Source organism: Variovorax sp. GW821-FHT10D07 (assembly GCF_059415325.1).
This window is the reverse complement of the sequence record NZ_JBWKMZ010000003.1, coordinates 800486-827471: the sequence shown is the minus strand read 5'-3', so window position 1 is coordinate 827471 and position 26986 is coordinate 800486. Positions and strand designations below refer to the sequence as shown.

The window sequence follows — 26986 nt, the reverse complement described above, 5'->3', positions numbered from 1 at the left end:
GGTACTCGCGGCGGTCGTCGCATTGACGGCATGCGGTGGCGGAGGCGGCGGCGGTGCCGTCTTCCCCTTCGTTCCCCCGCCGCCCACCGACACCGCGCCACCACCCGTGCAACCGCCGCCGCCGGCACCGACCTGCGCCGCCGCGATTCCGGCCGATGCGCCGCTCGCGGCCATTCCCGCCGTGCAGGGCACGGGCCACCTGAGCCCGATGGCCGAGCAGGCCGTGACCGTGCGCGGCGTGGTGGTCGGCGACTTCCAGGCCACCGGCACCGGCGATCCCCGGCTCAACGGCTTCTTCGTGCAGTCGCTGGTGCCCGATGCCGATCCGCTGACCTCCGAGGGCCTCTTCGTCTACGCACCGGCCAACGCCACGCGCGTGGCGGTCGGCGACTACGTGCAGGTCTCGGGCACAGTCACCGAGTTCGGCCAGACCGCCGGCGCCGGTGCCAAGCCCGACAGCATCACGCAGATCGCGGGCAGCAGCGACAAGCCGGTGGCCGTTTCCATCTGCGGCTCGGGCCTCGCGATCGCGCCGACGCCGATCACGCTGCCCGTGGCCGACGAATCCACGCTCGAGCGCTACGAAGGCATGCTGGTCGAGATCGCGCAGCCGCTGGCCGTGTCGGAGCTGTTCGAGCTGGGCCGCTACGGCCAACTGGTGCTAGCGCTCAACGGCCGCCAGTTCAACCCCACCAACGGCAACGCGGCAGCGACGCACGAGCAGAACCTGCTCGCGCGCATCGTGCTCGACGACGGCGGCTCGCGCCAGAACCCGAACCCCATCCCCTACCTGAGCGCGGCCGGCACCGACGGCACGCGCCGCATGGGCGACACGACGCAGAAGGTCACAGGCATCCTGAGCCACAACTTCGCGGCCTACCGGATCCAGCCGACCGAGGCGACCAGCTTCGCGCAGGCCAATCCGCGCCCGGCCAGCGCGCCCGCGGTCGGCGGTGCGCTGAAGGTCGCGAGCCTCAACGTGCTGAACTACTTCACCACCTTCCAGAACGGCGAGAACGCCGCGGGCCAGACCGGCCAGGGCTGCACGCTCGGCAGCGAGGCCGTGAGCGCGGGCAACTGCCGCGGCGCCAACAACCGCACCGAGTTCGACCGCCAGCAGGCCAAGATCGTGGCGGCCATCGCGGGCCTCGATGCCGACGTGATCGGGCTGATGGAGATCCAGAACACCGACGTGGCGACCGACAACCTCGTGGCCGCGCTCAACGCCAAGCTGGGCGCGGGCACCTACGCCTCGGTGCGCAGCGGCAGCTTCGGCACCGACGCGATCAAGGTCGACATCCTCTACAAGCCCGCGAAGGTGCAGCGCGTCGGCGGCCTGGTGTTTCCCACCGGCACCGACCTCACGGAGTACGTCGCGCCCAGCGGCCGGCCGCCGCTGGCGCAGCGCTTCAGCGCGGTGGGCAACCACGGCGGCTTCTGGTTCGTGGTCAACCACCTGAAGAGCAAGGGCAGTTGCCCGGGCACGGGCGACATCGACCTGGGCCAGGGCTGCTTCAACCTCGCGCGCACCCAGCAGGCGACGGCGCTCAACAGCTTCGTCGCCAAGCTCAAGGCGCAGGGCGAAGCCGACGTGCTGATGATGGGCGACTTCAACAGCTACCTGCTCGAGGACCCGACGAAGGTGCTCGAGTCGGCCGGCAACGAGAGCCTGCTCAAGCGCATGCCCGCCAACGACCGCTACACCTACGTGTTCGGCGGCGAGACCGGCGCGCTCGACCATGCCTATGCCTCGGGCTCGCTGGCCGCGCAGGTCGCGGGCGTGGGCGTGTGGCACATCAATGCCGACGAGCCGACCGCGCTCGACTACAACACCGACTTCACGACCGACGACCGCTACGCGCCCACGCCGTTCCGCGCCTCGGACCATGACCCGGTGCTGGTGGGGCTGAACCTCGCGGCCGACGCGGCCGTGACGCTGCCGATCCTCGGCGGCACGATCCCCGCAAGCGCCAAGGCCGGTGAAAGCTATGGCGTGACGATCACGGAAGCCCTGCCCGGCGGCACCACCACCTTGACCTCGCTCTCGGTCGACTGGGGCGACGGCAGCGCCGCGACGACCGCGCCGGGCGCGGGCACGGTGACGCACACCTACGCGGCCGCGGGCAGCTTCGAGGTCGTGATCACGCTGACCAACTCGGCGGGCCAGACCGCCACGCGCTCCGGCACCGTAGCAGTCAGCAAGATCGTGGTGGTTCCGCCCGGCCCGCCCGACCTGTTCTTCAGCGAGTACATCGAGGGCAGCTCGAACAACAAGGCGATCGAGCTCTACAACCCGACCGCGGCGGCGCTGGACCTGAGCCTCTACACCGTCAAGCTGTACTCGAACGGCGCGAGCACGCCGACCAACACGCAGGTGCTCAGCGGCACGCTGGCCGCGGGCGCGACGCTGGTGCTCTCGAACAGCGGCGCCACGGCCCCCTTCAAGCCCGCGGGCTCGATCGTCAGCAGCGTGGTCAACTACAACGGCGACGATGCGCTGACGATCGAGAAGTCGGGCACGGTCATCGACCGCATCGGCCAGGTCGGCGTGGACCCCGGCAACGAGTGGAAGAGCGGCGCCATCAGCACGCTGAACCAGACCTTGCGCCGCAAGCCCGAGGTCAAGGCCGGCGACCGGAATCCGCTGCTGCCCTTCGATCCCGCGGAGCAATGGGGCCCCGCCGTCCCCCTGCCCATCGACACCGCGGACGGCCTGGGCTCGCACACGGTGAACTGACCGGGACCGCCGGGCCGGCGATCAGCCGGCCCGGCGGTTTTTTCAGGCCTCGGCCTTCTTCAGCACGTAGCCGATGCGCGGGAAGTGCACATGCACCCGGCCCGTGCGCTCGCCGTTGCGCTCCAGCGTGTAGTGGGTGCGCGTGGCCGCCACCAGGGTGCCCGGCGTTTCCTCGAGCCCGAAGCTCTCGGCGCGCAGGGTGACGGCGCTGCCCAGCGGAATGCCGTGGTCGTCCTGGAAGGTGCTGTCGGTCAGCAGCGAATGCGGCGTCGCGGCCTTGGCCACGGCGATGGCTTCGTCGGCGCCGAACTTGTCGGGCGTGCCGTGGCCGATGGCCGCCATGCGGTTCATCCAGTCGACCACCGCGGGCGTGAGGTCGAGGATGCCTTTCACCGCCTCGATGCGGCGCGTGTACCACAGCGGGTGGTAGGCCGCGAAGTCGGCGATGCTGGGCACCTCGCCGAGCAGGAAGGGCTTGTCGTCGAGCATGTCGGACAGCCGGCGCAGGTACGACTTGTAGGCGCTGGTGGCATCGCCCGGGCGCAGCCGCGTCATGTTGCCGGCGCTCATCTTCGCGCGGTCCTCGCCGAAGGCCTTGGCGGCCTCGGGCGGCGCCTTGGCGAACACCTCGGCCGCGCCCTTGGGCTGCAGGTTCCAGGCCATCGCGGCCCAGAACAGGGTGGTGTCGGCCCACTGCGCGAGGATGCGCGACATGCCCTTCTCGGGCTCGGGGTACAGCGTGGGCGCGGGCTGCAGGTGCTCGAGCACGTCGGCGATCAGCGCGCTGTCGCAGTAGATGTCGGCGCCGATCTGCAGGAACGGCGTCTTGCGGTAGCCGCCCGTGAGCACCTCCACGTCGGGCTTGGGCATGATCGGCGGGATGAAGACCGACTTCCACGGCAGCTGCTTGGCGCCGAGGATCAGGCGCACCTTCTCCGAGAAAGGCGAGGTGGCGTAGTGGTGCAGGATCAGATCGGCCATCGTGGTTTTTCCTTGTGAGAGGGAGACAGTGTTCTTCTAGACCGGCTGCGCGCGCCGCACGATCGCATCGAAATCGGTGCCCGCGCCCAGCGTGCCGAAGGCATGGCCCCAGTCGCCGCCCAGGCGCGAGGCGCAGAACGCGCCCACCACCGCCGGCGGCGCGGTCTGCGCGAGCAGCGAAGCCTGCACGGCCAGCGCCACGTCCTGTGCCAGACGACGCGCCTCGACCTCGGAGGCCATCGCCTCGATGCGCGCGGGCAGCGCGTCGGCCAGGCGGTCGAGCGCCGCATGCTGGCCGCGCGCGGGCGCCAGTTCGTGCGCCAGCGCCGCCACCGCGTCGCCCTTGCGCAGGCCGCGCAGCAGGTCGAGCGCCATGATGTTGCCCGCGCCCTCCCAGATCGAGTTGAGCGGCATCTCGCGGTAGACGCGCGCCATCACGCCCTCGCCGCCCTCCTCCACGTAGCCGTTGCCGCCCAGGCATTCCATCGCCTCCTGGCCCAGCAGGCTGCCGCGCTTGCAGATCCAGAACTTGGCGACCGGCGTCAAGAGCCGCGCCATCAGGCGCTCGTGCTCGTCGGCGGGCCGGTCGAAGGCGCGCGCGAGGCGGATCGCGAGCGCGGTGGCGGCCTCGCTCTCGAGCGCCATGTCGGCCAGCACGTTCTGCATCAGCGGCTGCGCGATCAGCGGCTTGCCGAAGGCGCTGCGCTGCGCCGTGTGGTTCAAAGCCAGCGCGAGCGCCTGGCGCATCAGCCCGCTGGTGCCGAGCGCGCAGTCCAGCCGCGTCATCGTGCCCATCTCGAGGATCTGCGGAATGCCGCGGCCCTCCTCGCCCACCAGCCAGGCGCTGGCGCCGTGGAACTCGACCTCGGAACTGGCGTTGGCCTTGTTGCCGAGCTTATCCTTCAGCCGCTGGATGCGGATCGCGTTGCGCGTGCCGTCGGGCAACACGCGCGGCAGGAAGAAGCAGCTGAGCCCGGCCGGCGCCTGCGCCAGCACCAGGAAGGCATCGCACATCGGCGCCGAGAAGAACCACTTGTGGCCCGTGATCTCGTAGCGCTCGCCCCAGCCGTCGCTGTCCGCGCGCACGGCCTTCGTGGTGTTGGCCCGCACGTCGGAGCCGCCCTGCTTCTCGGTCATGCCCATGCCCATGGTCACGCCGGCCTTGTCGGCCACCGGCTTGAGCGCGGGGTCGTACACGAGGCTGCCGAGCTTCGCGCCCCAGTCGGCATGCACGGCCGCGTTGTCGCGCAGCGCGGGCGTGGCCGCGTAGGTCATCGAGATCGGGCACAGCATCGAGGGCTCGAGCTCGGTGAAGAGCATGAAGCCCGCGGCGCGCAGCACATGCGGCGACGCGGCCGCGCCGGGATCGGCGCGCCACGGCGTGCCGTGCAGGCCCGCGCCCACCGCCGCGGTCATCAGCAGGTGGTAGCTCGGATGGAACTCGACCTCGTCGATGCGCCGCCCGAAGCGGTCGTGCGTGTGCAGCTCGGGCGTGTGCACATTGGCCAGCCGCGCATGCGTCTGCATGTCGGCCGAGCCCAGCGTTTCGCCCAGTTGCCGCAGCGACTCCGTCGGCAGTTGCGGCGCATTGAAATTCAACGCATCGCGCAGGGGCCGGTTGGTGTCGAAGAGGTTGTAGCCGGCCAGTGGCGCCGGCTGGTTGAATACCTCGTGGGTCGCGTCCATGGCCGGCTCCTTCGCGTTTTCAGTGCCTCAGATCAGCTTGACCAGCTGCTTGCCGAAGTTGCGGCCCTTGAGCAGGCCCAGGAAGGCCTCGGGCGCGGCCTCGATGCCCTGCGCGATCGACTCGCGCGGCTTGAGCTTGCCGCTGCCCACCAGCGCGCCGAGCTCGGCCAGTGCCTCGGGCCACACCTCCATGTGCTCGCTGACGATGAAGCCCTCGACCTTGAGCCGATTGATCAGGATCAGCGCGGGGTTCGCGAGCGGCAGCGGCTGGCCGTCGTAACCCGCGATCATGCCGCACAGCGCCACGCGCGCGAAGGCGTTGGTGCGCAGCAGCACGGCGTCGAAGATGTAGCCGCCGACGTTCTCGAAATAGCCGTCGATGCCGTTCGGGCAGGCTTCCTTGAGCGCCGCGCTCATGGTCTTGACGTCGGGATGCTGGCGGTAGTCGATGCAGGCGTCGAAGCCGAGTTCGTCGGTCACGTACTTGCACTTGTCCGGGCCGCCCGCGATGCCCACCACGCGGCAGCCGCGCGCCTTGGCCAGCGCGCCGAAGGCGCTGCCCACGGCACCGCTGGCGGCCGTGATGACCACGGTCTCGCCAGCCTTGGGCGCGATGATCTTGACCAGGCCGTACCAGGCGGTCACGCCCGGCATGCCGACCGCGCCCAGGTAGTGCGACAGCGGCACGTGGGTGGTGTCCACCTTCTTGAGCGCACCGGGCTGCGAGGCATCGACCACGCTGTATTCCTGCCAGCCGCCGAAGCCCACCACCTTGTCGCCCACGGCGTACTTCGGATGCTTGCTCTCGACCACCTCGCCCACGGTGCCGCCCTGCATCACCTGGCCCAGCGGCTGCGGCTGGGCGTAGCTCTTGGCGTCGTTCATACGCCCGCGCATGTAGGGGTCGAGGCTCATGTAGTGGTGGCGCACCAGCACCTGGTTGTCCTGGAGCGCCGGGGTTTGCGCGGTCACGAGCCTGAAGTTGCTCGCGACGGCTTCGCCCTCGGGGCGGTTGTCGAGGATCTGCTGCTTGTTGGTCGGCATGGTCGTGTCTCCTGGAAACTGGATGGCGGCGCGCGAGGCGCCTTGGGACTGCGGCGGCGGAACGGGGTCCGCCGCCCTTGGACTGTTCGCGGTCAGTCGGTCGACGGCGGGCGCATCGCGTTGGCGCTCGCCGGGCCGGTCGGCAGCCGGCGCTTCACGTACTTGAAGGTGCCGGTGGCATGGGCGCACACGCGCTCCTGCTCGTCGTAGATCTTGGCCTCGGTGAAGGCCAGCGTGGCGGTGCGGTGGATCAGCGTGCCGCGTGCGTGCAGCGGGCCGACCGAGGGCTGCATGAAGCTGGTCTTCATCTCGATCGTGACCACGCCGGTCTCGGGCGTCACGCTGCGCGCGGCCGCGGCCATGGTGATGTCGAGCAAGGTCATGCAGGCGCCGCCGTGCGTCACGTCGAAGGTGTTGAGATGCTCGGGCTTGGCCGTGTAGCGGATCTCGGATTCGCCGTTCTCGAACTTCACGAGCTCGAAGCCCAGGTGGCGCGCGAACGGGATCTGGCTCGTGTACGAGCGGATGTTGATGTCGTCGGAGTCTTGGGTCATTGCTTCAGGCCGCGCCCAGGACCACGCTCACGCCGCCGTCGACCGCCAGCCACTGGCCGGTGATGTGCTTGCCGGCATCGCTCGCGTACAGCAGCGTCAGGCCCTTGAGGTCTTCGTCGTCGCCCAGGCGGCCCAGCGGCGCCTGCGCGGCCATCTTCTCCTCGCCCAGCGACTTGATCAGGCCGGCCGCCATCTTGGTCATGAAGAAGCCCGGGCAGATCGCGTTGACGGTGATGTTGTACTTGCCCCATTCGGCCGCCAGCGTGCGCGTGAAGCCGATGACCGCGGTCTTGGAGGTGTTGTAGGCCAGGGTCTGCATCTCGGGCGGGTTGCCGTTGAGGCCCGCGATCGAGGCGATGTTGATGATGCGGCCGCTCTTCTTCGGGATCATGTACTGGTTGGCCACGTGCTGCGACAGGATGAAATAGCCGCGCACGTTGAGGTTCATCACCTTGTCCCAGGCCTCGACCGGGTGGCTCTCGGCCGGCGAACCCCAGCTCGCGCCGGCGTTGTTCACGAGGATGTCGATCGCGCCCAGGCGCTGCAGCGTTTCCTCGGCCAGGCGGCGGGTGTCCTCCTCCTTCGCGCAGTCGGCGGCGATCCAGCGCGCGTCGATGCCGGCGGCCTGCAGCTCGGCCGCGGCCTGCTCGAGGTCGTCGGCCTTGCGCGAGCTCAGCATGATCTTCGCGCCGGCCTCGCCGAGCGCGTGGGCCATCTGCAGGCCCAGGCCGCGCGAGCCGCCGGTGATGAGCGCGGTCTTGCCGCGGAGGTCGAACAGTTGCTGGGTGGTGCGTGCGGTCATGAAAATGTCTCCGGGTGTCGGTGGTGTTCGGGTGGCGTCAGAGCTCGTAGTCCATGCACTGGCGTGCCTCGCGCACGGCGCCGATGAAGGGCTTCAGCGCGACGTGCTGCGGATGCTCGGCATAGGCCGCGAGCGCGGCGGCGTCGGTGAATTCCGAGTTGAGGATCAGGTCGTAGGTGGCTTCCAGGCCCGGCTGGGCCAGCGCGACCTCGAAGCGCACGGTGCCCGGCGACAGCGTCGCGCAGGCCTCGAGCAGCGCCTTGGCCTTGGCGAGGTTGGCGGCCTTGTCGGCGCCCTCGGCGTGCGCCTTGAACTTCCACATCACGATGTGCCTGAGCATGGCCTCGCTCCTTACTTGTCGTTCATGCGCGAGCGCACGTAGATCAGCACGAAGCCCACGGCGGTCGCGATGCCGCCGGGCACGGCCATGGCCCAGCCGGTGGCCGGCTCGGTGCGGCCGGTGGCGATGCCGAGGATGACGAGGAACAGGCCGCCGTAGATCAGGATCCAGATCCACTTCTCGAGCGTGGCATGCGGTTTCGGTGGCTTGGCGGGAGTCGGAGGGGTCATGGCAATGGCGGGCATCAGAATGCCTCTTCGGGCAAGGCGGTACAGGTCGGATCGCGGCTCTCGACCACGTTGAGCCAGGCGCCGTTCTTGGGCAGCTCGTAGTGGAAGAAATAGCGCGCGGCCGCCATCTTGCCAGCAGTCGCGGGAGCGGCCTGCGCCGGGTCGAGTTCGAGCGCGCGCTGCGCCACGTCGAGCCACAGCCAGGCCAGCACCGTGTGGCCGAAGGCCTGCATGTACGGCACCGCGTTCACCAGCGCCTCGGCCGGGTCGCCGGTGGACCAGGCGGCCTCGGTGGCGCTGCCCACGCGCTGCAGCGCCTCGCCCAGCGCCTTGGCATGGGTGGCCAGCGCGGGCACCTTGGCGGCACGGCCGATGGTCTCGGTCATGCGGCCCGCCAGCAGCTGCAGGCCGCGGCCCTTTTCCATCAGCACCTTGCGACCCAGCAGGTCGGCCGCCTGGATGCCGTGCGTGCCCTCGTGGATCATGTTGAGGCGGTTGTCGCGCCAGTACTGCTCGACCGGGAAGTCGCGCGTGTAGCCGTAGCCGCCATGGACCTGGATCGCGAGCGAGTTGGCCTCGAGGCACCACTCGCTGGGCCAGCTCTTGGCGATCGGGGTCAGCACTTCGAGCAGCAGCCGCGCCTCGTCGGCGGCCTGCTCGTTGCCGGTCTTCTGCTCGTCGACCAGCCGCGCGCAGTACAGCTCGAGCGCCAGCGCGCCCTCGCAATAGGCCTTCTGCGCCAGCAGCATGCGGCGCACGTCGGCGTGCTCGATGATGCGCACCTGCGGGCCGGCCGAGTCCTTGACCACCTTGGCCTCGCCGCCCTCGGGCTTCTTCACGAGGCGGCCCTGCGGCCGGCTCTTCGCGTAGTCGAGCGAGGCGTAATAGCCGGCCATGCCGAGCATGGTGGCGGCGGTGCCGACGCCGATGCGCGCCTCGTTCATCATGTGGAACATGCAGTGCAGGCCCTTGCCGGGCGCGCCGACCAGGTAGCCCACCGCGCCGGCCTTGCCGCCGACCGGGTACTTGCCCTCGCCGAAATTCAACAGCGTGTTGGTGGTGCCGCGCCAGCCCAGCTTGTGGTTGAGGCCCGCGAGCGCCACGTCGTTGCGCTCGCCCGTGAGTTCGCCTTGCGTGTTCACCATGCGCTTGGGCACGATGAACAGCGAGATGCCGCGCGTGCCCGGCACCAGCTTGCCGTTCTCGTCGGGAATCTTGGCGAGCACGATGTGCACGATGTTCTCGGTCAGCTCGTGGTCGCCCGAGGAGATCCACATCTTGTTGCCAGTGAGCCGGTAGCGCGGGCCCAGCGGATCGTCCTGGAAGCCCTCGCCATCGGGCACGGCGCGCGTGGCCACGTCGCTCAGCGAGGAGCCGGCCTGCGGCTCCGACAGGCACATGGTGCCGGCCCAGCGGCCGGAGAACTCGTTCTTGGCGAACACCTCCTTCTGCATGTCGGTGCCATGCACCATCAGCAGGTTGGCGTTGCCGCTGGTCAGCATGTTCGAGCCGATGCTCACCGAGGCCATCGCGAAGAAGCTGTTGGCCGCGGCCTGCACCGTGTAGGGCAACTGCATGCCGCCGATGTCGTAGTCCTGCGCCGCGCTCATCATTCCCGATTCGACGAAGGCCTTGTGCGCGTCGTGCGTGGCCTGCGGCAGGATCACCTTCTCGCCGTCGAAGTGCGGCTCCTGCGTGTCGACGGTGCGGTTGAACGGCGCGTACTTCTCGCGCGCGATGCGCTCGCAGGTGTCGAGCACCGCGTCGAAGGTCTCGCGCGAGTGGTCGGCGAAGCGTTCGCGCGAGGCCAGCGTTTCGGCATGCAGCCAGTCGTAGAGCAGGAAATCGAGGGTGGGACGCAGGCTCATGGTGTGTTCCAGGAAAGCGGGATCGGGGTCGGACAGCGAACGCGGAAGGCGCGGAAGGCCAAGAAAAAGTCGCAGAGAAAAACCAATGAAAATTCTGGTTTCTCTTCTGCGACTTCTGCGTAACCTTCGCGACTTCTGCGTCCGGAAGTCCGAATTCAGCGGTTCAGGACGAAGCTCAGATCACCTCGAACACGCCCGCGGCACCCATGCCGCCGCCGATGCACATCGTGACCACGACCTTCTTAGCGCCGCGGCGCTTGCCTTCGATCAGCGCGTGGCCCGTGAGGCGCTGGCCGCTCACGCCATAGGGGTGGCCCACGGCGATGGCGCCGCCGTCCACGTTGAGGCGGTCGGCCGGGATGCCGAGCTTGTCGCGGCAGTAGATCACCTGCACCGCGAAGGCTTCGTTGAGCTCCCACAGGTCGATGTCGTTGACCGTCAGGCCCAGGCGCTTGAGCACCTTGGGGATCGCGAACACGGGGCCGATGCCCATCTCGTCGGGCTCGCAGCCCGCCACCGCGAAGCCCAGGAAGCGGCCCAGCGGCTTCAGGCCCTTGCGCTCGGCGTACTTCTCGTCGACCACCACGCAGGCGCCGCCGCCGTCCGAGAACTGGCTGGCGTTGCCGGCCGAGATCAGGCCGCCGGGAATGGCCGAGCGGATGCCGCTGATGCCTTCCTTGGTGGTGCCGGGGCGGATGCCTTCGTCGTTCTCGATCGTGACTTCCTTGGTGCGCAGGCCCATCACGGGGTCGGCCACGCCGGCCAGCACGGTGATCGGCGCGATCTCGTCCTTGAAGCGGCCGGCTTCCAGCGCGGCGGTGGCCTTCTGCTGGCTCGCGGCGCCGTACTCGTCCATGGCGTCGCGGCCGATGTTGTAGCGCTTGGCGACCTGCTCGGCGGTCTGCAGCATGTTCCAGTAGATCTCGGGCTTGTGCTTCACGAGCCAGGGGTCGGCCAGCATGTGCTTGTTGGCTTCGTTCTGCACGCACGAGATGCTCTCGACGCCGCCGGCCACGTAGACGTCGCCCTCGCCCGCGATGACGCGCTGGGCGGCGGTGGCGATGGTCTGCAGGCCCGAGGAGCAGAAGCGGTTGATGGTCATGCCCGAGGTGGTGATCGGGCAGCCGGCGCGCAGCGCGATCTGGCGCGCGATGTTCGAGCCGGTCGCGCCTTCGGGCGTGGCGCAACCCATGATCACGTCGTCGACCTCGGCGGCCTCGATGCCGGCGCGGGCGATCGCATGCTGCACCGCATGGCCGCCGAGCGTGGCGCCGTGCGTCATGTTGAAGGCACCCTTCCAGCTCTTGGCGAGCGGCGTGCGGGCGGTGGAAACGATGACGGCGCTGGTCATGGTGAGGTCCTTTTCGAAGATGGAAGGGAAAGCCGGGTTACTGGGGCTGCGCGCCGGAGGCGTTGCGCAGCAGCTGCTGATAGAAACCGATCATCTCGCCGTAGTTCGAGATCGCGAGGCGTTCGTTGTTGCCGTGGAAGCGCGCGAGGTCCTCGTTCTTCATGCGGAACGGCGAGAAGCGGAACACCGCGTCGCTCACGATCGAGAAGTGGCGCGAATCGGTGGCCGCCGTCATGAGGCCGGGCGCGACGATGGCGTCGGGGAAGGACTGGCGCACCGAGCGCTCGATGGTGCGGTAGCCGGCGCTGTCGGTCGGCGAGACCGGCGAGGCCTCGGAGTTGCCGGGGTAGCGCTTGATCTTGATCTCGTCGTTGCCGAGCTGCTTGCGCAGGTGGGCCTCGACGCTGTCGATGGTGTCGCCGGGCAGCACGCGGAAATTGACGGCGGCCTCGGCGCGGCCGGGCAGCACGTTGTCCTTGTTGCCGGCGCGCACGATGGTCAGCGCGGTGGTGGTGCGCAGCATCGCGTTGCTGCTCGGGCTCTTCTGCAGCTGGCCTTCGACCAGCGGCGCCGTGAGCCAGAGGTTCGACAGCATCACGCGGTTGATGCCGCTCATCTCGGGCGCCAGCGTGCCGAACATCTGGCCCGCCACGCCCTGGATGCCGCCGGGCATCGGGTTGGCCTCGAGCCGCGCGAGCGCCGCGCTCATGCTGCCGATCGCGCTGTGCGCGGGCGGCATCGAGGAATGACCGGGCGCCGTATCGAGCGAGAGGAAGAAGGTGGCGTAGCCCTTCTCGGCCAGGCCGATCAGCGCCGCCGGCTTGCTCAGGCCCGGCAGCACGCCGTCGAGCACCAGCAGGCCCTCGTCGAGCACCCAGTCGAGCTTCACGCCGCGCGACTTGAGCAGCTCGGCGATCGGCTGCGCGCCGCGCAGGCCGCTGACCTCCTCGTCGTCGCCCATCACGAGGTAGATGGTCTGGCGGGGCTTGAAGCCGCTGGCGATCAGCAGCTCGATGGCCTCCATCTGCGCGAACAGGTTGCCCTTGTTGTCGAGCGTGCCGCGGCCCCAGACGAAGCCGTCCTTGATCTCGCCGCCGAAGGGATCGACGCTCCAGGCCTTCTCGGTGCCCGGCGCGATCGGCACCATGTCCTGGTGCGCCATCAGCGCGATCGGCTTGGCCGCGGCATCGCTGCCGGTCCAGGTGTAGAGCAGCGCCTTCTGGCCCACCACTTCCTTCTTGAGGGTGGCGTGGACCTTGGGGAAGTTCTGCTCGAGGTAGGCATGCAGCCGGTCGAACTCGGCCAGATTGGCGGCCGGGTCGTCGAGGCTGGACACGGTACGGATCGGGATCGCGCCCGCGAGCCGCTTGGCGGCGGCCTGCAGGTCGATGTCGAGCTTGGGCGCGGGCGCCACCGCGAGCTGGCGCGAGGGCGTGGTCCAGGTCTTGACCGCCACGACCGCCGCCAGCGCGACGAGCGCCAGCAGCAGTCCCAGGAGGATGCGTTTCAACATGGGCGGTCGCGGTCCCGGACGATCAGCCGAAGGACTTGCCTTCGGCCACCAGCTTCTGGATCAGCGCCGCGGGCTGCCAGAACTCGGCGTCGTCGCGCGGGTTCTTCGCGAAGCGCTTCATGGTCTCGGCCACGTTGTACAGGCCGACCTGCGAGGCGTAGTGCATCGGGCCGCCGCGCCAGATCGGGAAACCGTAGCCCGTGAGGTAGACCATGTCGATGTCGCCCGACTTCGAGGCGATGCCGTCCTCGAGGATGTGCGCGCCTTCGTTGACCAGCGCATAGACCAGGCGCTGCACGATTTCCTCGTCGGAGATCTTGCGCGGCGTGATGCCCAGTTCCTTGCGGTGGTCCTCGATCATCTTGTTGACGAGTTCCGAGGGGATCGCGTCGCGCTTGCCGGCCTGGTAGTCGTACCACCCTGCCCCGGTCTTCTGGCCGAAGCGGCCCAGTTCGCAGAGCTTGTCGGCCGTGCGGCTGTACTTCATGTCGGCGCGCTCGACGGCGCGGCGCTTGCGGATCGCCCAGCCGATGTCGTTGCCGGCCAGGTCGCCCATGCGGAACGGGCCCATCGCGAAGCCGAACTTCTCGATCGCCTTGTCGACCTGCTGCGGCGTCGCGCCCTCGTCGAGCAGGAAGCCGGCCTGGCGGCTGTACTGCTCGATCATGCGGTTGCCGATGAAGCCGTCGCACACGCCCGAGACCACCGAGGTCTTCTTGATCTTCTTGCCGATGGCCATGACCGTGGCGAGCACGTCCTTGGCGGTCTGCTTGCCGCGCACCACCTCGAGCAGCTTCATCACGTTGGCCGGGCTGAAGAAGTGCATGCCGACCACGTCCTGCGGACGCTCGGTGAACGATGCGATCTTGTCGACGTCGAGCGTCGAGGTGTTCGAGGCCAGGATCGCGCCCTTCTTGGCGACGCGGTCGAGTTCCTTGAAGACCTTCTCCTTGACGCCGATCTCCTCGAACACCGCTTCGATGATCAGGTCGGCGTCCTTCAGGTCGTCGTAGCTCAGCGTGGTGCTCAAGAGCGCCATGCGCTGCTCGTACTTGTCCTGCTTGAGCTTGCCCTTCTTGACCTGGGCCTCGTAGTTCTTCTTGATGGTGGCGATGCCGCGGTCGAGCGCTTCCTGCTTCATCTCGAGGATCTTCACGGGGATGCCCGCGTTGAGGAAGTTCATCGAGATGCCGCCGCCCATGGTGCCGGCGCCGATCACGCCGACCGACTTGATCTCGCGCTTGGGCGTGTCCTCGGGCACGTCGGGAATCTTCGAGGCGGCGCGCTCGGCCATGAACAGGTGGCGCAGCGACAGCGACTCGGGCGTGAACATCAGCGCGGTGAACAGGCGGCGTTCCTCGGCCATGCCCTCGTCGAACTTGAGCTTGGTGGCGGCCTGCACGGCGTCGATGCACTTGAGCGGCGCCGGGTAGTTCTTCGACATGCCGCCGACCATGTTCTTGGTGAACTGGAAGTAGGCATCGCCCTGCGGATGGCGGCACGGCAGGCTGCGCACCAGCGGCAGGTCGCCGCCCTTGGCCGCGACCGACTTCGCGAACTCGACGGCTTCGTCGAACACGGTCTCGGGCGAGGCGGCGAGCTTGTCGAATAGCTTCTGGCCCGGCAGGCTGGCGAGCACTTCGGACTTCACGGCCTCGCCGCTCACGATCATGTTGAGGGCGGTTTCCACGCCCAGCACGCGCGGCAGGCGCTGCGTGCCGCCGGCGCCGGGCAGCAGGCCCAGCTTGACTTCGGGCAGCGCGACGTTGGTGCCCGGGGCCGCGACACGGTAGTGGCAGCCGAGCGCGAGTTCGAGGCCGCCGCCCATGCACACCGAGTGGATGGCCGCGACGATGGGCTTGGTGGCGGCTTCGAGCGCGAGGATCACGCTCAGCAGGTTGGGCTCCTGCAGCGCCTTGGGCGTGCCGAATTCCTTGATGTCGGCGCCGCCCGAGAACGCCTTGCCGGCGCCGGTGATGACGATGGCCTTGACGGCATCGTCGGCATGGGCCTTCGACAGGCCGTCGGTGATGCCGATGCGGGTCGAGAAACCGAGACCGTTGACCGGGGGATTGGTCAGGGTGATCACGGCGACATCGCCGAGCACTTTGTATTCAGCCGTCATGCTGCGTTCCTTGGTGTGTGAAGAGAAAAAAGAAAAAGCACGAGTGTTCTTTTTCCGGGGATTTTAGGCCTTTGGCGCGGCGCAACAATGGCACGCAGTCGCTGGAGGGACAAGGAGCAAAGGCGGACGCCGGACGCCAAGGACTTCCCGCCCTTCGCCTCCGGCCATCCGCCTTCCACAGCCTACCTCAGACCTCGAGCCATTCCTTGCGCGTCGCGCCGTCGGCGCGCAGGCTGGCGGGCGTGCCATCGAACACGATGCTGCCGTGGCCCATGACGAGCGCGCGGTCGGAGATCGCCATCGCGATGGTGAGCTTCTGCTCGATCAGCAGCACCGAGATGCCCTTGTCCTTGAGCGTGCGCAGGTACTGCCCCACCAGCTCGACGATCTTCGGCGCCAGGCCCTCGGTGGGCTCGTCGATGATGATCAGGTCGGGGTCGCCCATCAGCGTGCGGCACAGCGTGAGCATCTGCTGCTCGCCGCCCGAGAGCACGCCGGCCTCGGTGTGCTGGCGCTCCTTGAGGCGCGGGAACATGCCGTACATGTCGTCGAACTGCCAGCGGCTGCCCTTGCCCGAGCCCTTCTGCCCCAGAAGCAGGTTCTGGTGCACCGTGAGCTTGGGGAAGATGTCGCGGTTCTCGGGCACGTAGCCGATGCCCAGGTGGGCGATCTCGTAGGCCTTGCGGCGCAGGATGTCCTGCTCCTTCCAGCGCAGCGTGCCCTCGGCATGCACCAGGCCCATGATGGCCTTGGCGGTGGTCGATCGGCCCGAACCGTTGCGGCCCAGCAGCGCGACGATCTCACCGGGCTGCACGTCGAAGGAAACGCCATGCAGCACATGGCTCTTGCCGTAGTAGGCGTGGATGTCGTGAAGCTTCAGCATGTCAGTGTCCCGCTCCCTGTGCATCGGCCACCGACGAACCGAGGTACGCCTCCTGCACGCGCGCATTGGCGCGCACCTCCGCGGGCGTGTCGAAGGCGATCACCTCGCCATACACCACCACCGCGATCTTGTCGGCCAGGCCGAACACCACGCCCATGTCGTGCTCCACCGTGAGCAGGGTCTTGCCGGTGGTCACGTGCTTGATCAGCGCGATGAAGTGCGAGGTCTCGGTCTTGCTCATGCCGGCCGTGGGTTCGTCCAGCAGGATCACGTTGGCGCCGCCGGCGATGGTCACGCCGATCTCGAGCGCGCGCTGCTCGGCATAGGTGAGGTTCACCGCATGCACGTCGCGCTTGCGTTCCAGGCCGATCTGGCGGATCAGTTCCTCGGTGCGCGCGTTGGCGTCGTCGAGGTTCGAGAGGAAGCGCAGGAAGGTGTACTTGTAGCCGAGGCTCCAGAGCACGCCGCAGCGCAGGTTCTCGAACACGCTGAGCTTGGGGAAGATGTTCGTGATCTGGAAGCTGCGCGAGAGGCCCAGCCGGTTGATCTCGTAGGGCTTCTTGCCGTCGATGCGCTGCCCGTTGAGCAGCACCTCGCCGCTGGTGGGCGCGAGCCGCCCGCTGATCAGGTTGAACAGCGTGGACTTGCCCGCGCCGTTCGGCCCGATGACGGCCACGCGCTCGCCGGCCTTCACCGCGAGGTCCACGCCGCGAATGATCTCGGTCTTGCCGAAATTCTTTCGCAGCGCCTTGAGTTCCAGTGCGTATTCAGCGCTCATGTGTTACGCCGCCTCCCGACGCTTGATTTCCGTTTCGATCTCTTCCTGGGCCTGGCCCCAGACCCGCACGAAGCGGCGGCGCGCGACCTCGAGCGCGCCCAGGCCGATGGCCAGGATCGCGACCGCGCCGAGCCAGCTGCCCATGCCCGCGGTGTCGAGCGAGACGCCGAAGAAGTTCAGCCGCGAGCCCATCGCCGCGTTGAGCTGGATGTGGTAGATCATCTCGATCAGCGCGGCCGCGCCGATCACCACCGGCACCAGCGCCGCGGCGAGCGCGAGGTAGAGCCACCAGAAGCGGTCGAACTTGCCGAACTTGGCCACGCGCAGGTTCATCATGATCAGGCTCGCGATGCCGCCCGGGGCGAACATCACCATGAACACGAACACCAGCCCGAAGTACAGCTGCCAGGCCTTCGAGAGCTCCGACAGCAGGATCGAGGCGAACACCAGCAGCACCGCGCCGATCATCGGGCCGAAGAAGAACACCGCGCCGCCGAGGAAGGTGAACAGCAGGTAGCCGCCCGAGCGCACCGCGTTGAGGCTGTCGGCCGCGTTCACGATCTCGAAGTTGATCGAGGCCAGGCCGCCGCCGATGCCGGCGAAGAAGCCCGCGATGATGAACGCGAAGTAGCGCACGCGCTGCGTGTTGTAGCCGATGAATTCCACGCGCTCGGGGTTGTCGCGCACCGCGTTGAGCATGCGGCCCAGCGGCGTGCCGGTGAAGGCGAACATCAGCGCGGTGCACACGAAGCAGTAGAACGCGATCAGGTAGTAGACCTGGATCTGCGGCCCGAAGGTCATGCCGAGGAAGGGCGTGCCGTAGACGCGGTCGGTGGTGATGCCGCCCTCGCCGCCGAAGAAGCTCGGGAACATCAGCGCCATGGCGGCCACCAGTTCGCCGATGCCCAGCGTGATCATCGCGAAGGTGGTGCCCGACTTCTTGGTGGTGACGAAGCCCAGCAGGATCGCGAAGAACATGCCCGCGAGCCCGCCCACGAGCGGGATCAGCACCAGCGGCACGGGCACCGAGCCCTTGCTCGCGAGGTTCATCGTGTGGATCGCGATGAACGAGCCCAGCCCGACGTAGACGGCATGGCCGAAGCTCAGCATGCCGCCCTGCCCCAGCAGGATGTTGTAGCTCAGGCAGATGACGATGAGGTAGCCCATCTGCGAGAGCATGGTCAGCGCCAGGCTGCTCTTGAACAGGTGCGGCGCGACGATCAGGGCGATGGCGAACAGCGCCCAGATCAGGTAGCGGCCGATGTTCCAGGGCTTGAAGCGGTAGTAGCGCGAAGCTTGCGTGGTCGATGTCATGGCGTCAGTCCTCCCGGGTGCCCAGCAGACCCTTGGGCCTGAAGATCAGGATGAGGACCAGGAACAGGTACGGCAGGATCGGTGCGACCTGCGAGATGGTGAGCTTGAGCAGCTCGTAGCCGAAGGTCTGATCGTTGACCGCCATGCCCAGCGCCTGCAGTCCGCCGGCCAGCGACTGGTCCATGGCTACCGCGAAGGTCTGGATCACGCCGATCAGCAGCGAGGCCAGGAAGGCCCCGGCCAGCGAGCCCATGCCGCCGACCACGACCACCACGAAGATGATGGAACCGACCGAACCCGCCATCGCCGGTTCGGTGACGTAGGTGTTGCCGCCGACCACGCCCGCGAGGCCCGCGAGCGCGGCACCGCCGCCGAACACCAGCATGAACACGCGCGGCACGTTGTGGCCCAGCGCCTCGACCATGTCGGGGTGCTTGAGCGCGGCCTGGATCACGAGGCCGATGCGCGTGCGCGTGAGCAGCAGCCAGACCGACACCAGCATCAGCACCGCCACCAGCATGATGAAGGAGCGCGACTTGGGGAACTGGGTGCCGTAGAGCGTGAACAGCGGGCCCTGGAGCTGCGCCGGCAGGCCGTAGGGCACGGTCGAACGACCCCACACCAGTTGCACCAGCTCGAGGATCAGGTAGGAAAGACCGAAGGTCACGAGCAGCTCGGGCACGTGGCCGAACTTGTGCACGCGCCGCAGGCAGTAGCGCTCGAAGCCGGCGCCCAGGGCGCCCACCAGCAGCGGCGCGAGGAACAGCGCCGGCCAGAAGCCGACGATGTTCGACAGCGTGTAGGCGATGTACGCACCCAGCATGTAGAAGCTGGCGTGGGCAAAGTTGAGCACGCCCATCATGCTGAAGATCAGCGTGAGGCCGGAGCTCAGCATGAACAACAGCAGGCCGTAGCTCACGCCGTTGAGCAGCGAGATGACGAAGAATTCGACGTTCATCGGTCTTTCGGATCACATGAAAAAGAAAAAGGCCCGAGTGTTGAAGTCGGGCCTCGACCGTTCAGGGGCGTCCCGCGTTCAGGAGGGCCGCTTCATCTGGCACGTGGTGGGCGTGCTCGCCACGTAGGCTTCGTAGTACTTGACCGGGGCCAGCGTGTAGCCGGTGTTCTCCGGGCTATACGGGTTCTTGGCGTCGGCCTTCTGCCAGCGCGTGATCCACAGGCCCTGCTGCAGCTGGTGGTCGGCCTTGCGCATCTCGACGTCACCGTTGAAGCTCTTGAACTTCATGCCCTCGAGCGTGGCGGCCACCTTCACCGGCTCGGTCGACTTGGCGCGCACGAAGGCTTCGCTGAGCATCGCGTAGACCGTGTAGACGTCGGTGGTGTAGAGGTCGTCGTTGAAGCGCTTCTTGAACTCGCCCATCAGCGGCTGGACCGGGCCCGGCGCGTTGTAGTGGCTGTAGCCGACCTGGTAGACCTTGCCGTCCGAAGCCGCGCCCATGGCGGTCGGCGTGCCGTTGGTGACGGCGTAGTAGGTGTAGAACTTGACGTTGAGGCCGGCATCGTTGGCCGCCTTGATCAACAGCGCGAGGTCGGAGCCCCAGTTGCCGGTGATCACCGAGTCGGCGCCCGAGGCCTTGATCTTGGCGATGTAGGGCGCGAAGTCGCGCACCTGGGCCAGCGGATGCAGGTCGTCGCCGACGACTTCGACGTCGGGGCGCTTGGTCTTGAGGTTTTCCTTCGCGAACTTCGAGACCTGCTGGCCGTGCGAGTAGTTCTGGTTGATCAGGTAGACCTTCTTGATCTCGGGCTGGTCCTTCATGAAGGTGGTCAGCGCTTCCATCTTCATCGAGGTGTCGGCATCGAGGCGGAAGTGCCAGTAGCTGCACTTGCTGTTGGTCAGGTCGGGATCGACGGCCGCGTAGTTGACGTAGAGCACTTCCTTGCCCGGGTTGCGGGCATTGTGCTTCTCGAGCGCGTCGATGATGGCCAGCGCCGGGCCCGAGCCGTTGCCCTGCACCACGTAGCGCGCGCCCTGGTCCATGGCCGAGCGCAGCGCGGCAGTGGTTTCCTGCGGGCTGAGCTTGTTGTCGATGCCGATGATCTCGAACTTCACGCCGGCCACGTTCTTCTTGTTGAATTCTTCGGCCAGGAACTGGAAGGTCTTGAGCTGGTTGGTGCCGACCGCGGCCATCAGGCCCGACAGCGGGTCGAGCCATGCGATCTTGACGGTTTCACCCTTCTGGGCCAGGGCGCCGGCGGCGCTGGCGGCAAGGATGGCTGCGGTAGCGATTTTCAGAGCGAACTTCACGATCTATATCTCCTGGTCAAACCGATTCAAAAAACCTTGCACGAGCGTACAAGCCTTCGCAGCCCCTCCCCTCAGGGAATGCCCGTAAGGGAGATGCCGCGAGGCCCGTTTCTATCGCGCAGGCGACAGCGCATTTCTCCAATTTCTACCCACCGGTAGGCTGTTGCTACCGACGGGTAGGAAATGCGCGCACGAATAGCCTCAGGGGCGCTTCATCTGGCAGGTCGTCGGGGTGCTCGCCACGTACGACTCGTAATACTTCACGGGAACATTGGTGTAGCCGGTGTTCTCGGCGTCATAGGGGTACTTGGCGCTGGCCTTCTCCCAGCGCGAGATGTACAGGCCCTGCTGCAACTGGTGGTCGGTCTTGCGCATCTCGACCTCGCCGTTGAAGCTCTTGATCTTCATGCCCTCGAGCGCGGCCGCGACCTTGACCGGGTCGGTCGACTTGGTCTGCGCGAAGGCGGCGTCGAGCAGCGCGAACACGTGGTAGATCGACGCCTGCGTGAGGTCGTCGTTCATCTTCTTCTTGTAGCCGCCGAGCAGGCGCTGGATGTCGCCGCCCATGTTGTAGTGGGCATAGGCCACGGTGTAGACCTTGCCGTCGGAGGTGGCGCCCATGGCGGTGGGCGTGCCTGCGCCGGGCGCGTAGTAGGTCAGGAACTTGACGTTGAGGCCCGAGTCGTTGGCCGCCTTGATCAGCAGCGACAGGTCGGAACCCCAGTTGCCGGTGATCACGGTGTCGGCGCCCGAGGCCTTGATCTTGGCGATGTAGGGCGCGAAGTCGCGCACCTGGGCCAGCGGATGCAGGTCGTCGCCCACGATCTGGATGTCGGGGCGCTTGGTCTTGAGGTTTTCCTTGGCGTACTTGCTGACCTGCACGCCGTGCGCGTAGTTCTGGCCGAGGATGTAGACCTTCTTGATGTCCGTCTGGTCCTTCATCCAGGTGGTCAGCGCCTCCATCTTCATCGAGGTGTCGGCGTCCACGCGGAAGTGCCAGTAGCTGCACTTGCTGTTGGTCAGGTCGGGGTCGACCGCCGCGTAGTTCATGAAGAGCAGTTCCTTGCCCGGGTTGCGCGCGTTGTTCTTCTCGACCGCATCGATGATGGCGAGCGCCGGGCCCGAGCCGTTGCCCTGCATGATGTAGCGCGCGCCCTGGTCCTGCGCCGAGCGCAGCGCGGCGGTGGTCTCCTGCGGGCTGAGCTTGTTGTCGATGCCGATGATCTCGAACTTCACGCCCGAGGCGTTCTTCTTGTTGAACTCTTCCGCCAGGAACTGCGTGGTCTTGAGCTGGTTCGTGCCCACCGCGGCCATCAGGCCCGAGAGCGGATCGAGCCAGGCGATCTTGACGGTCTCGCCCTTCTGGGCGAAGGACGCGCCGGCACCGGCCAGCAGGGCGCACACGGCGATGGACTTGAGGGCAAAACGCATGAAGAGTCTCCAGGTTGAAGGGCTGCCCGATTGGCTGCATCCGCAGCGTACAAGCGCACTTTTTTCGTCCGCACAGGGATTGCCCGCAAGCCGGGCCGCGGAGGTGGCCGTGCTATCGCCTAGGCGACACGGCCACCGCCCCACCCGCTTTACAGGCCGGGCAGCTTGTAGTCCTTGAGCTGCTCGCGCAGCCGGGTCTTGAGGATCTTTCCGGTGGCGCCCAGCGGAATCGCCTCGACGAAGACCACGTCGTCGGGGATCTGCCACTTGGCGGTCTTGCCTTCGTAGAACTTCAGCAGCTCCTCGCGCGTGACCTCGGCACCGGGCTTCTTCACCACCGCGACGATCGGGCGCTCGTCCCACTTGGGGTGGTAGACGCCGATGCAGGCCGCCATGGCGATGGCCGGATGCGAGACCGCGATGTTCTCGATGTCGATCGAGCTGATCCATTCGCCGCCGGACTTGATCACGTCCTTGCTGCGGTCGGTGATCTGCAGGTAGCCGTCGGCATCGATGGTGGCGACGTCGCCGGTGGGGAACCAGCCGTCGATCAGCGGATCGCCGCCCTCGCCCTTGAAGTACTCCTTGACGATCCACGGCCCCTTGACCAGCAGGTCGCCGTAGGCCTTGCCGTCCCAGGGCAGCTCGTTGTTCTCGCCGTCGACGATCTTCATGTCGACGCCGAAGATCGCGCGGCCCTGCTTGAGGCGCACCGCGAGCTGCTCCTCGGGCGACTGCTTCAGGTGCTTGTTCTTGAGCGTGCACAGCGTGCCCAGCGGGCTCATCTCGGTCATGCCCCAGGCATGCAGCACCTCGACGTTGTACAGGTCCTGGAAGGCCTTGATCATGGCCGGCGGGCAGGCGGAGCCGCCGATCACGGTGCGGTTCAGGGCGCTGAACTTCAGGCCGTTGGTCTGCATATGGCCCAACATCATCTGCCACACGGTGGGCACGCCGGCCGCGAAGGTCACGCCCTCGCCTTCGATCAGGTCGTAGACCGACTTGCCGTCGAGCGCCGGGCCCGGGAACACCAGCTTGCAGCCGACCAGCGCGGCCGAGTACGGAATGCCCCAGGCGTTGACGTGGAACATCGGCACCACGGGCAGCACCGAGTCGCGCGCCGAGATGCGCATGACGTCGGGCAGCGCCGCCGCGTAGGCGTGCAGCATGGTCGAGCGGTGGCTGTAGAGCGCGGCCTTGGGATTGCCGGTGGTGCCGCTCGTGTAGCACATGCTCGAGGCCGAGTTCTCGTCGAACACCGGCCATTGGTAGTCGGTGGACTGGCCGCCGACCCAGTCCTCGTAGCTCACGAGGTTGGGGATGCCGCTGTCGACCGGCAGCTTGTCGGGCCCGCACAGCGCGACCCACTTGCGAATGGTCGGGCACTTGGCATGCACGGCCTGCACCAGCGGCAGGAAGGTGAGGTCGAAGCACAGGATCTGGTCTTCGGCGTGGTTGGCGATCCACGCGATCTGGTCGGGATGCAGGCGCGGGTTGATGGTGTGCAGCACGCGGCCGCTGCCGCTGACGCCGTAGTAGAGCTCCAGGTGGCGGTAGCCGTTCCAGGCCAGGGTCGCGATGCGGTCGCTGAACAGCAGTTGCTCGCCGTCCAGCGCATTGGCCACCTGCCGGGAACGCGATGCGATGTCGCTCCAGGTACAGCGGTGGATGTCGCCCTCGACCCGCCGCGAGACGATCTCGCCGTCACCGTTGTGGCGCTCGACGAACTCGATCAGCGACGAGATCAAAAGCGGTCGGTCTTGCATCAAACCCAGCATCTACAGGCTCCTTCTTTCAACAAAATTCAGCGGTTTCAAAGATTACGGCGATTCACGCAATTTATGTGCGTTCGCACAATGACAGAAACCCGCAGTCTGCGAGGACCGATCTGTCGTCCGGATGACAGCTGGCGTCCGCCGGAGCATGCAGACGCCTCGCCCCTCGCGCGACCTTCGCCACCACCGCGACGGCCATGGCCGTCGCGGTGGCGTGCCTTGCCGGTGCGCGCAGTGCTCAAGGCGCGCTGTTCTGCAGCTGCGTCTTGCTGGCGTCGAGCACGATCTTGCGCGGCCAGTTGGGCCAGGTCACGCCCAGGCCCGCATGGTTCGGATCGCCGGTGCGCGCGAACGCGGACAGGCTGCCGACCATCGCGTCCGACAGCGCCTCGCGGCCCGGCCGGTTCGCCTCGCCATAGGCGAAGGAGAAGATGTTGGTGCCGAAGTTGTGGAACATGAACACCGTGTCGAGGCCGTGCGTCGCGCCGTAGACGGTATTGAACGGCGCCACCTGCTGGCTCCAGTCGAAGCGGTAGTACCAGGTCTTGGTCGGCAGGTACTTCGCGACCGAGTCGATCTGCGCGGGCAGGCCGTTGAGGAAGATCGCGTTGGTCGCGAAATCCGAGGCGGCCTTCCATCCCGTCAGCGGCTTACCTACCGGCAGGTAGGGTGCGTTGATCAGGTCGGCCTCGGTGAGCGTGACCGGTGCATCGGGGTTGAAGTTGTACTGCAGCCCGAAGCGTTCGTAGTCGGTCGGCTTGAAGCCCAGGCCCTGCCCCGTGAAGGTGCCGAACAGGTTGGCGAACAGCGTGCCCTCGTCGCGCGTGTTGCCGATCAGCATCGGCACCTTGTTGAAGCGGCCGGCATCGACCTCGGCCCGCGAGTTCACGGGCAGGATGGTGCCGTCCTCGATCGGCGCGGGCGCGTTGCCCAGCTGCGGGTTCGCGAGCACGATGGTCAGCAGCTTGTCGGCCGGCAGGCCGCGCAGGTAGGTGGCGATCTGCGCATTGGTCTGCGAGGCCACCCAGGCATTGGCCGAGGTGGTGTCGACGGCCTTGCCGTCGGCGATGGCGATGGCCGCGAGCAGCCCCTTCGAATAGGTCTGCGCGGTGGCGCGCGTCGAGAAGGCCATGCCGCCGCTCAGCGGCACCGCCTTGTGCAGCAGGCCGGCCGATGCGCTCGAGACCACCAGGCCCCAGGTGTTGACCGCGCCCGCCGACTGCCCCATCACCGTGACGTTGCCCGCGTCGCCGCCGAAGGCGCCGATGTTGGCCTGGATGAACTTCAGCGCCTGCATCTGGTCGAGCAGCGCGAAGTTGCCCGAGTCGTTCTTCGCCTCGCCGGTCTTGAGCTGCGGCAGGTCGAGCCAGCCGAGCACGCCCAGCCGGTAGTTGATCGTCACGACGACGGCATTGCCGCGCTTGGCGAGCTGGGCGCCGTCGTAGCCCGGATCGGCCGTGTAACCCGAAATATTGCTGCCACCGTAGATGTAGACGATCACGGGCAGCTTGGCGGCGTCGCCGCTCGGGCGCCAGATGTTGAGCGTGAGGCAGTCCTCGTCGCCCACCGGCTTGCCGAAGCCCTCGCGGGTGCCGAGGCCGAAGGGTGCGTCGTCGGGTGCCGGGCTGAAGTAGCGCCCGCCCTGGGCGCAGCTGCGGCCGAACTTGGCGGCGGAGCGCACGCCTTCCCAGGCTTTGGGATCGGCTGGAGGCGCCCAGCGCAGCGCGCCGACGGGGGCCTGGGCGAACGGAACGCCCTTCCACGACAAGGTGCCGGTGCCGGCGCTGTCGTCCACGCCCTCGATCTTGCCGGCGGTGGTCTGGCGCACCATCGGGCCGTCCGCGGCCGGTGGCGGCGCGGGCGGCGGCGGGGGTGGCGGTGCCACCGGGAAGAATCCGCTCGACCCCGAGCCGCCGCCGCCGCAGGCCACGAGGGCCATGCTGGCGGCCGCGATCGCGGCCATGGCGATGGCCGAAGCCACCCTTGTCTTCTGTCCTGCCGCACCCTGGCTTTTTCGTGCCGTTGCCATTTCTTGCATGTGTTTGTCTCCACACCGGGTTAATCGGAATTCCTGCATCGGTGCCCCGCGGCCATACTCCGGCCCGCCGAACCCGAAAAAAATTCTAGGAACGGGTGCCGTTTCCACCGCTATCGCAAGCGAGCCAATCGAATGACTTCAGGAGCCTCCAACCCGCGCCACGCGCGCCGGCCTGCGCGCCGTCCGGGCTGCATGCCGCAGCCCGAGTTGCGCACCAGCTCGTCGGCATGGCTCGAGGGGGTGCTGAGGATGTTCGAGGCCGAGGGCCTGGACGTGCCCTCGCTGCTGCGCGACGCCGGCTTCGACCCCGAATCGCTGCTGCGGCAGAACGCGCGCATCCCGGTCGACGAGATCACCGTGCTGTGGCAACTGGCCGTGACGCGCGCGGGCCGGCCCACGCTGGGCCTGCACCGCGGCCTGGCCGCCACCCACAGCAAGTTGGGCACCGTCGCCCACGTCATGGCCTGCTGCGTCGATCTCGGCGAGGCGATGGACCGGCTCGCGCGCTACATGCCCGTGATCTCCGATGCCACCGCCTTCTCGGTGCAGCCCGAGGCGCGCGGCAGCTGGATGGTGATGCAGCACACGGGCGGCAGCCTGCCGATCCCGCGCCAGCGCGTCGAGTACGCCCTGCTCACCATGCTGATGCAGTGCCGCTGGCTGATCCGGCGCGAGATGGAGCCGCTGGCGATCGAGTTCGCCTATCCGCCCCCCGACGACGACCGCCCGCACCGCGAGGCCTTCGGCTGCGAGGTGCGCTTCGGCGCCCCGGCCAACCGCATGCTGCTGTCGGCCGCCAACCTGGCGATGACGCTGCCCACCAGCCACCCCGAGCTCGGCGAGATGCAGGAACACCTGCTCGACGACCAGCTCGACCAGTTGGGCCAGACCACCACCAGCACCCTGGTCTGCGCCGAGATCGCGCGCCGCCTGCCGCACGGCGAGCCGCGCCGTCAGGACGTGGCCTCGGGCCTGGGCCTGGCCGAGCGCACGCTGCAGCGCCGGCTGCAGGAGGAATCGGTGTCGTTCCAGGCGCTGCTCGACCGCACCCGGCGCGAACTGGCGCAGCAGTACCTGGCGCAGGAGCGCCACACGCTGACCGACGTGGCCGACCTGCTGGGCTTCGTCGACAGCAGCAACTTCTTCCGCGCCTGCAAGCGCTGGTTCGGCCTGCCGCCGGCGCAGTACCGCACGCGGCTGTGGCACGGCGACACGACCGGCTCGCTGTTGCGCGCCGCCGCCTAGTTTCTGGTCTCCGAGGCCCCCC

General features: G+C 67.7%; 20 protein-coding genes and 1 pseudogene. 2 read left to right on the top strand and 19 right to left on the bottom strand.

What is annotated here, in order from left to right; all coding sequences use genetic code 11:
* Positions 1 to 106: 106 nt before the first annotated feature.
* Positions 107 to 2737, top strand: a complete 2631-nt coding sequence (locus AC07PU_RS14220; RefSeq protein WP_495318216.1) for an ExeM/NucH family extracellular endonuclease — start codon at positions 107 to 109, stop codon at positions 2735 to 2737.
* Between the two features lie 42 nt (positions 2738 to 2779).
* Here AC07PU_RS14220 and AC07PU_RS14215 read toward each other — a convergent pair whose 3' ends face one another.
* The 19 genes and pseudogenes from AC07PU_RS14215 to AC07PU_RS14125 all read right to left on the bottom strand — a co-directional run bounded on the left by AC07PU_RS14215 (position 2780) and on the right by AC07PU_RS14125 (position 25662).
* Positions 2780 to 3718, bottom strand: a complete 939-nt coding sequence (locus tag AC07PU_RS14215) for a glutathione S-transferase family protein (protein ID WP_093342070.1) — start codon at positions 3716 to 3718, stop codon at positions 2780 to 2782.
* Positions 3719 to 3754: 36 nt separating this feature from the next.
* On the bottom strand, positions 3755 to 5404 hold the full coding sequence (locus tag AC07PU_RS14210) for an isovaleryl-CoA dehydrogenase (protein ID WP_495318214.1): 1650 nt from the start codon (positions 5402 to 5404) through the stop codon (positions 3755 to 3757).
* A gap of 27 nt (positions 5405 to 5431) precedes the next feature.
* Entirely contained in the window at positions 5432 to 6448 is a 1017-nt protein-coding gene (locus AC07PU_RS14205; protein ID WP_093342073.1) for an NADP-dependent oxidoreductase, read from the bottom strand.
* Between the two features lie 92 nt (positions 6449 to 6540).
* Entirely contained in the window at positions 6541 to 7002 is a 462-nt protein-coding gene (locus AC07PU_RS14200) for a PaaI family thioesterase (protein ID WP_093342075.1), read from the bottom strand.
* Between the two features lie 4 nt (positions 7003 to 7006).
* Positions 7007 to 7804 carry an SDR family oxidoreductase gene (locus AC07PU_RS14195; RefSeq protein ID WP_093342076.1) on the bottom strand — a complete coding sequence of 266 codons (798 nt, stop codon included), beginning with the start codon at positions 7802 to 7804 and terminating at the stop codon, positions 7007 to 7009.
* A 37-nt stretch (positions 7805 to 7841) separates the two neighbouring features.
* Positions 7842 to 8144, bottom strand: a complete 303-nt coding sequence (locus tag AC07PU_RS14190) for a Dabb family protein (protein WP_093342078.1) — start codon at positions 8142 to 8144, stop codon at positions 7842 to 7844.
* A gap of 11 nt (positions 8145 to 8155) precedes the next feature.
* Positions 8156 to 8374, bottom strand: coding sequence for a hypothetical protein (locus AC07PU_RS14185; protein WP_296782740.1), 219 nt, complete (start codon positions 8372 to 8374; stop codon positions 8156 to 8158).
* Positions 8375 to 8388: 14 nt separating this feature from the next.
* The gene (locus AC07PU_RS14180) at positions 8389 to 10242 is read right to left on the bottom strand and encodes an acyl-CoA dehydrogenase (protein WP_495318210.1); all 1854 of its coding nucleotides are present in this window, start codon (positions 10240 to 10242) and stop codon (positions 8389 to 8391) included.
* 175 nt (positions 10243 to 10417) lie between these two features.
* The gene (locus tag AC07PU_RS14175; RefSeq protein WP_093342083.1) at positions 10418 to 11593 is read right to left on the bottom strand and encodes an acetyl-CoA C-acyltransferase; all 1176 of its coding nucleotides are present in this window, start codon (positions 11591 to 11593) and stop codon (positions 10418 to 10420) included.
* A 37-nt stretch (positions 11594 to 11630) separates the two neighbouring features.
* Positions 11631 to 13127: pseudogene (locus AC07PU_RS14170) on the bottom strand (M20 family peptidase); the annotation flags it as partial.
* A 1-nt stretch (position 13128) separates the two neighbouring features.
* Positions 13129 to 15231, bottom strand: coding sequence for a 3-hydroxyacyl-CoA dehydrogenase NAD-binding domain-containing protein (locus AC07PU_RS14165; protein WP_431509033.1), 2103 nt, complete (start codon positions 15229 to 15231; stop codon positions 13129 to 13131).
* Between the two features lie 187 nt (positions 15232 to 15418).
* Positions 15419 to 16114 (bottom strand): ABC transporter ATP-binding protein, encoded by a 696-nt coding sequence (locus tag AC07PU_RS14160; protein ID WP_093342087.1) that lies wholly within the window; start codon positions 16112 to 16114, stop codon positions 15419 to 15421.
* Position 16115: 1 nt separating this feature from the next.
* Positions 16116 to 16892 carry an ABC transporter ATP-binding protein gene (locus AC07PU_RS14155; RefSeq protein WP_093342089.1) on the bottom strand — a complete coding sequence of 259 codons (777 nt, stop codon included), beginning with the start codon at positions 16890 to 16892 and terminating at the stop codon, positions 16116 to 16118.
* Positions 16893 to 16895: 3 nt separating this feature from the next.
* Entirely contained in the window at positions 16896 to 18206 is a 1311-nt protein-coding gene (locus tag AC07PU_RS14150; protein ID WP_495318207.1) for a branched-chain amino acid ABC transporter permease, read from the bottom strand.
* A gap of 4 nt (positions 18207 to 18210) precedes the next feature.
* Positions 18211 to 19164 carry a branched-chain amino acid ABC transporter permease gene (locus tag AC07PU_RS14145; RefSeq protein ID WP_093342092.1) on the bottom strand — a complete coding sequence of 318 codons (954 nt, stop codon included), beginning with the start codon at positions 19162 to 19164 and terminating at the stop codon, positions 18211 to 18213.
* A gap of 78 nt (positions 19165 to 19242) precedes the next feature.
* A complete protein-coding gene (locus AC07PU_RS14140) occupies positions 19243 to 20475 on the bottom strand; it encodes a branched-chain amino acid ABC transporter substrate-binding protein (RefSeq protein ID WP_093342094.1) in 1233 nt (410 codons plus the stop codon).
* 201 nt (positions 20476 to 20676) lie between these two features.
* Positions 20677 to 21906, bottom strand: coding sequence for a branched-chain amino acid ABC transporter substrate-binding protein (locus AC07PU_RS14135; protein ID WP_093342095.1), 1230 nt, complete (start codon positions 21904 to 21906; stop codon positions 20677 to 20679).
* Between the two features lie 149 nt (positions 21907 to 22055).
* A complete protein-coding gene (locus AC07PU_RS14130) occupies positions 22056 to 23684 on the bottom strand; it encodes a 3-(methylthio)propionyl-CoA ligase (protein WP_495318203.1) in 1629 nt (542 codons plus the stop codon).
* A 235-nt stretch (positions 23685 to 23919) separates the two neighbouring features.
* Positions 23920 to 25662 carry a carboxylesterase/lipase family protein gene (locus tag AC07PU_RS14125; RefSeq protein ID WP_495318201.1) on the bottom strand — a complete coding sequence of 581 codons (1743 nt, stop codon included), beginning with the start codon at positions 25660 to 25662 and terminating at the stop codon, positions 23920 to 23922.
* A 189-nt stretch (positions 25663 to 25851) separates the two neighbouring features.
* On the opposite strand from AC07PU_RS14125, the gene AC07PU_RS14120 reads away from it, so the two are divergent.
* Positions 25852 to 26964, top strand: a complete 1113-nt coding sequence (locus AC07PU_RS14120; protein WP_495318199.1) for an AraC family transcriptional regulator — start codon at positions 25852 to 25854, stop codon at positions 26962 to 26964.
* Positions 26965 to 26986: the final 22 nt, after the last annotated feature.

Excerpts from the sequence above, each read along its gene's own strand:
- AC07PU_RS14215 (WP_093342070.1), bottom strand. The coding sequence starts at position 3,718 with ATGGCCGATCTGATCCTGCACCACTACGCCACCTCGCCTTTCTCGGAG.
- AC07PU_RS14210 (WP_495318214.1), bottom strand. The coding sequence starts at position 5,404 with ATGGACGCGACCCACGAGGTATTCAACCAGCCGGCGCCACTGGCCGGC.
- AC07PU_RS14205 (WP_093342073.1), bottom strand. The coding sequence starts at position 6,448 with ATGCCGACCAACAAGCAGCAGATCCTCGACAACCGCCCCGAGGGCGAA.
- AC07PU_RS14200 (WP_093342075.1), bottom strand. The coding sequence starts at position 7,002 with ATGACCCAAGACTCCGACGACATCAACATCCGCTCGTACACGAGCCAG.
- AC07PU_RS14195 (WP_093342076.1), bottom strand. The coding sequence starts at position 7,804 with ATGACCGCACGCACCACCCAGCAACTGTTCGACCTCCGCGGCAAGACC.
- AC07PU_RS14190 (WP_093342078.1), bottom strand. The coding sequence starts at position 8,144 with ATGCTCAGGCACATCGTGATGTGGAAGTTCAAGGCGCACGCCGAGGGC.
- AC07PU_RS14185 (WP_296782740.1), bottom strand. The coding sequence starts at position 8,374 with ATGACCCCTCCGACTCCCGCCAAGCCACCGAAACCGCATGCCACGCTC.
- AC07PU_RS14180 (WP_495318210.1), bottom strand. The coding sequence starts at position 10,242 with ATGAGCCTGCGTCCCACCCTCGATTTCCTGCTCTACGACTGGCTGCAT.
- AC07PU_RS14175 (WP_093342083.1), bottom strand. The coding sequence starts at position 11,593 with ATGACCAGCGCCGTCATCGTTTCCACCGCCCGCACGCCGCTCGCCAAG.
- AC07PU_RS14165 (WP_431509033.1), bottom strand. The coding sequence starts at position 15,231 with ATGACGGCTGAATACAAAGTGCTCGGCGATGTCGCCGTGATCACCCTG.
- AC07PU_RS14160 (WP_093342087.1), bottom strand. The coding sequence starts at position 16,114 with ATGCTGAAGCTTCACGACATCCACGCCTACTACGGCAAGAGCCATGTG.
- AC07PU_RS14155 (WP_093342089.1), bottom strand. The coding sequence starts at position 16,892 with ATGAGCGCTGAATACGCACTGGAACTCAAGGCGCTGCGAAAGAATTTC.
- AC07PU_RS14150 (WP_495318207.1), bottom strand. The coding sequence starts at position 18,206 with ATGACATCGACCACGCAAGCTTCGCGCTACTACCGCTTCAAGCCCTGG.
- AC07PU_RS14145 (WP_093342092.1), bottom strand. The coding sequence starts at position 19,164 with ATGAACGTCGAATTCTTCGTCATCTCGCTGCTCAACGGCGTGAGCTAC.
- AC07PU_RS14135 (WP_093342095.1), bottom strand. The coding sequence starts at position 21,906 with ATGCGTTTTGCCCTCAAGTCCATCGCCGTGTGCGCCCTGCTGGCCGGT.
- AC07PU_RS14130 (WP_495318203.1), bottom strand. The coding sequence starts at position 23,684 with ATGCTGGGTTTGATGCAAGACCGACCGCTTTTGATCTCGTCGCTGATC.
- AC07PU_RS14120 (WP_495318199.1), top strand. The coding sequence starts at position 25,852 with ATGACTTCAGGAGCCTCCAACCCGCGCCACGCGCGCCGGCCTGCGCGC.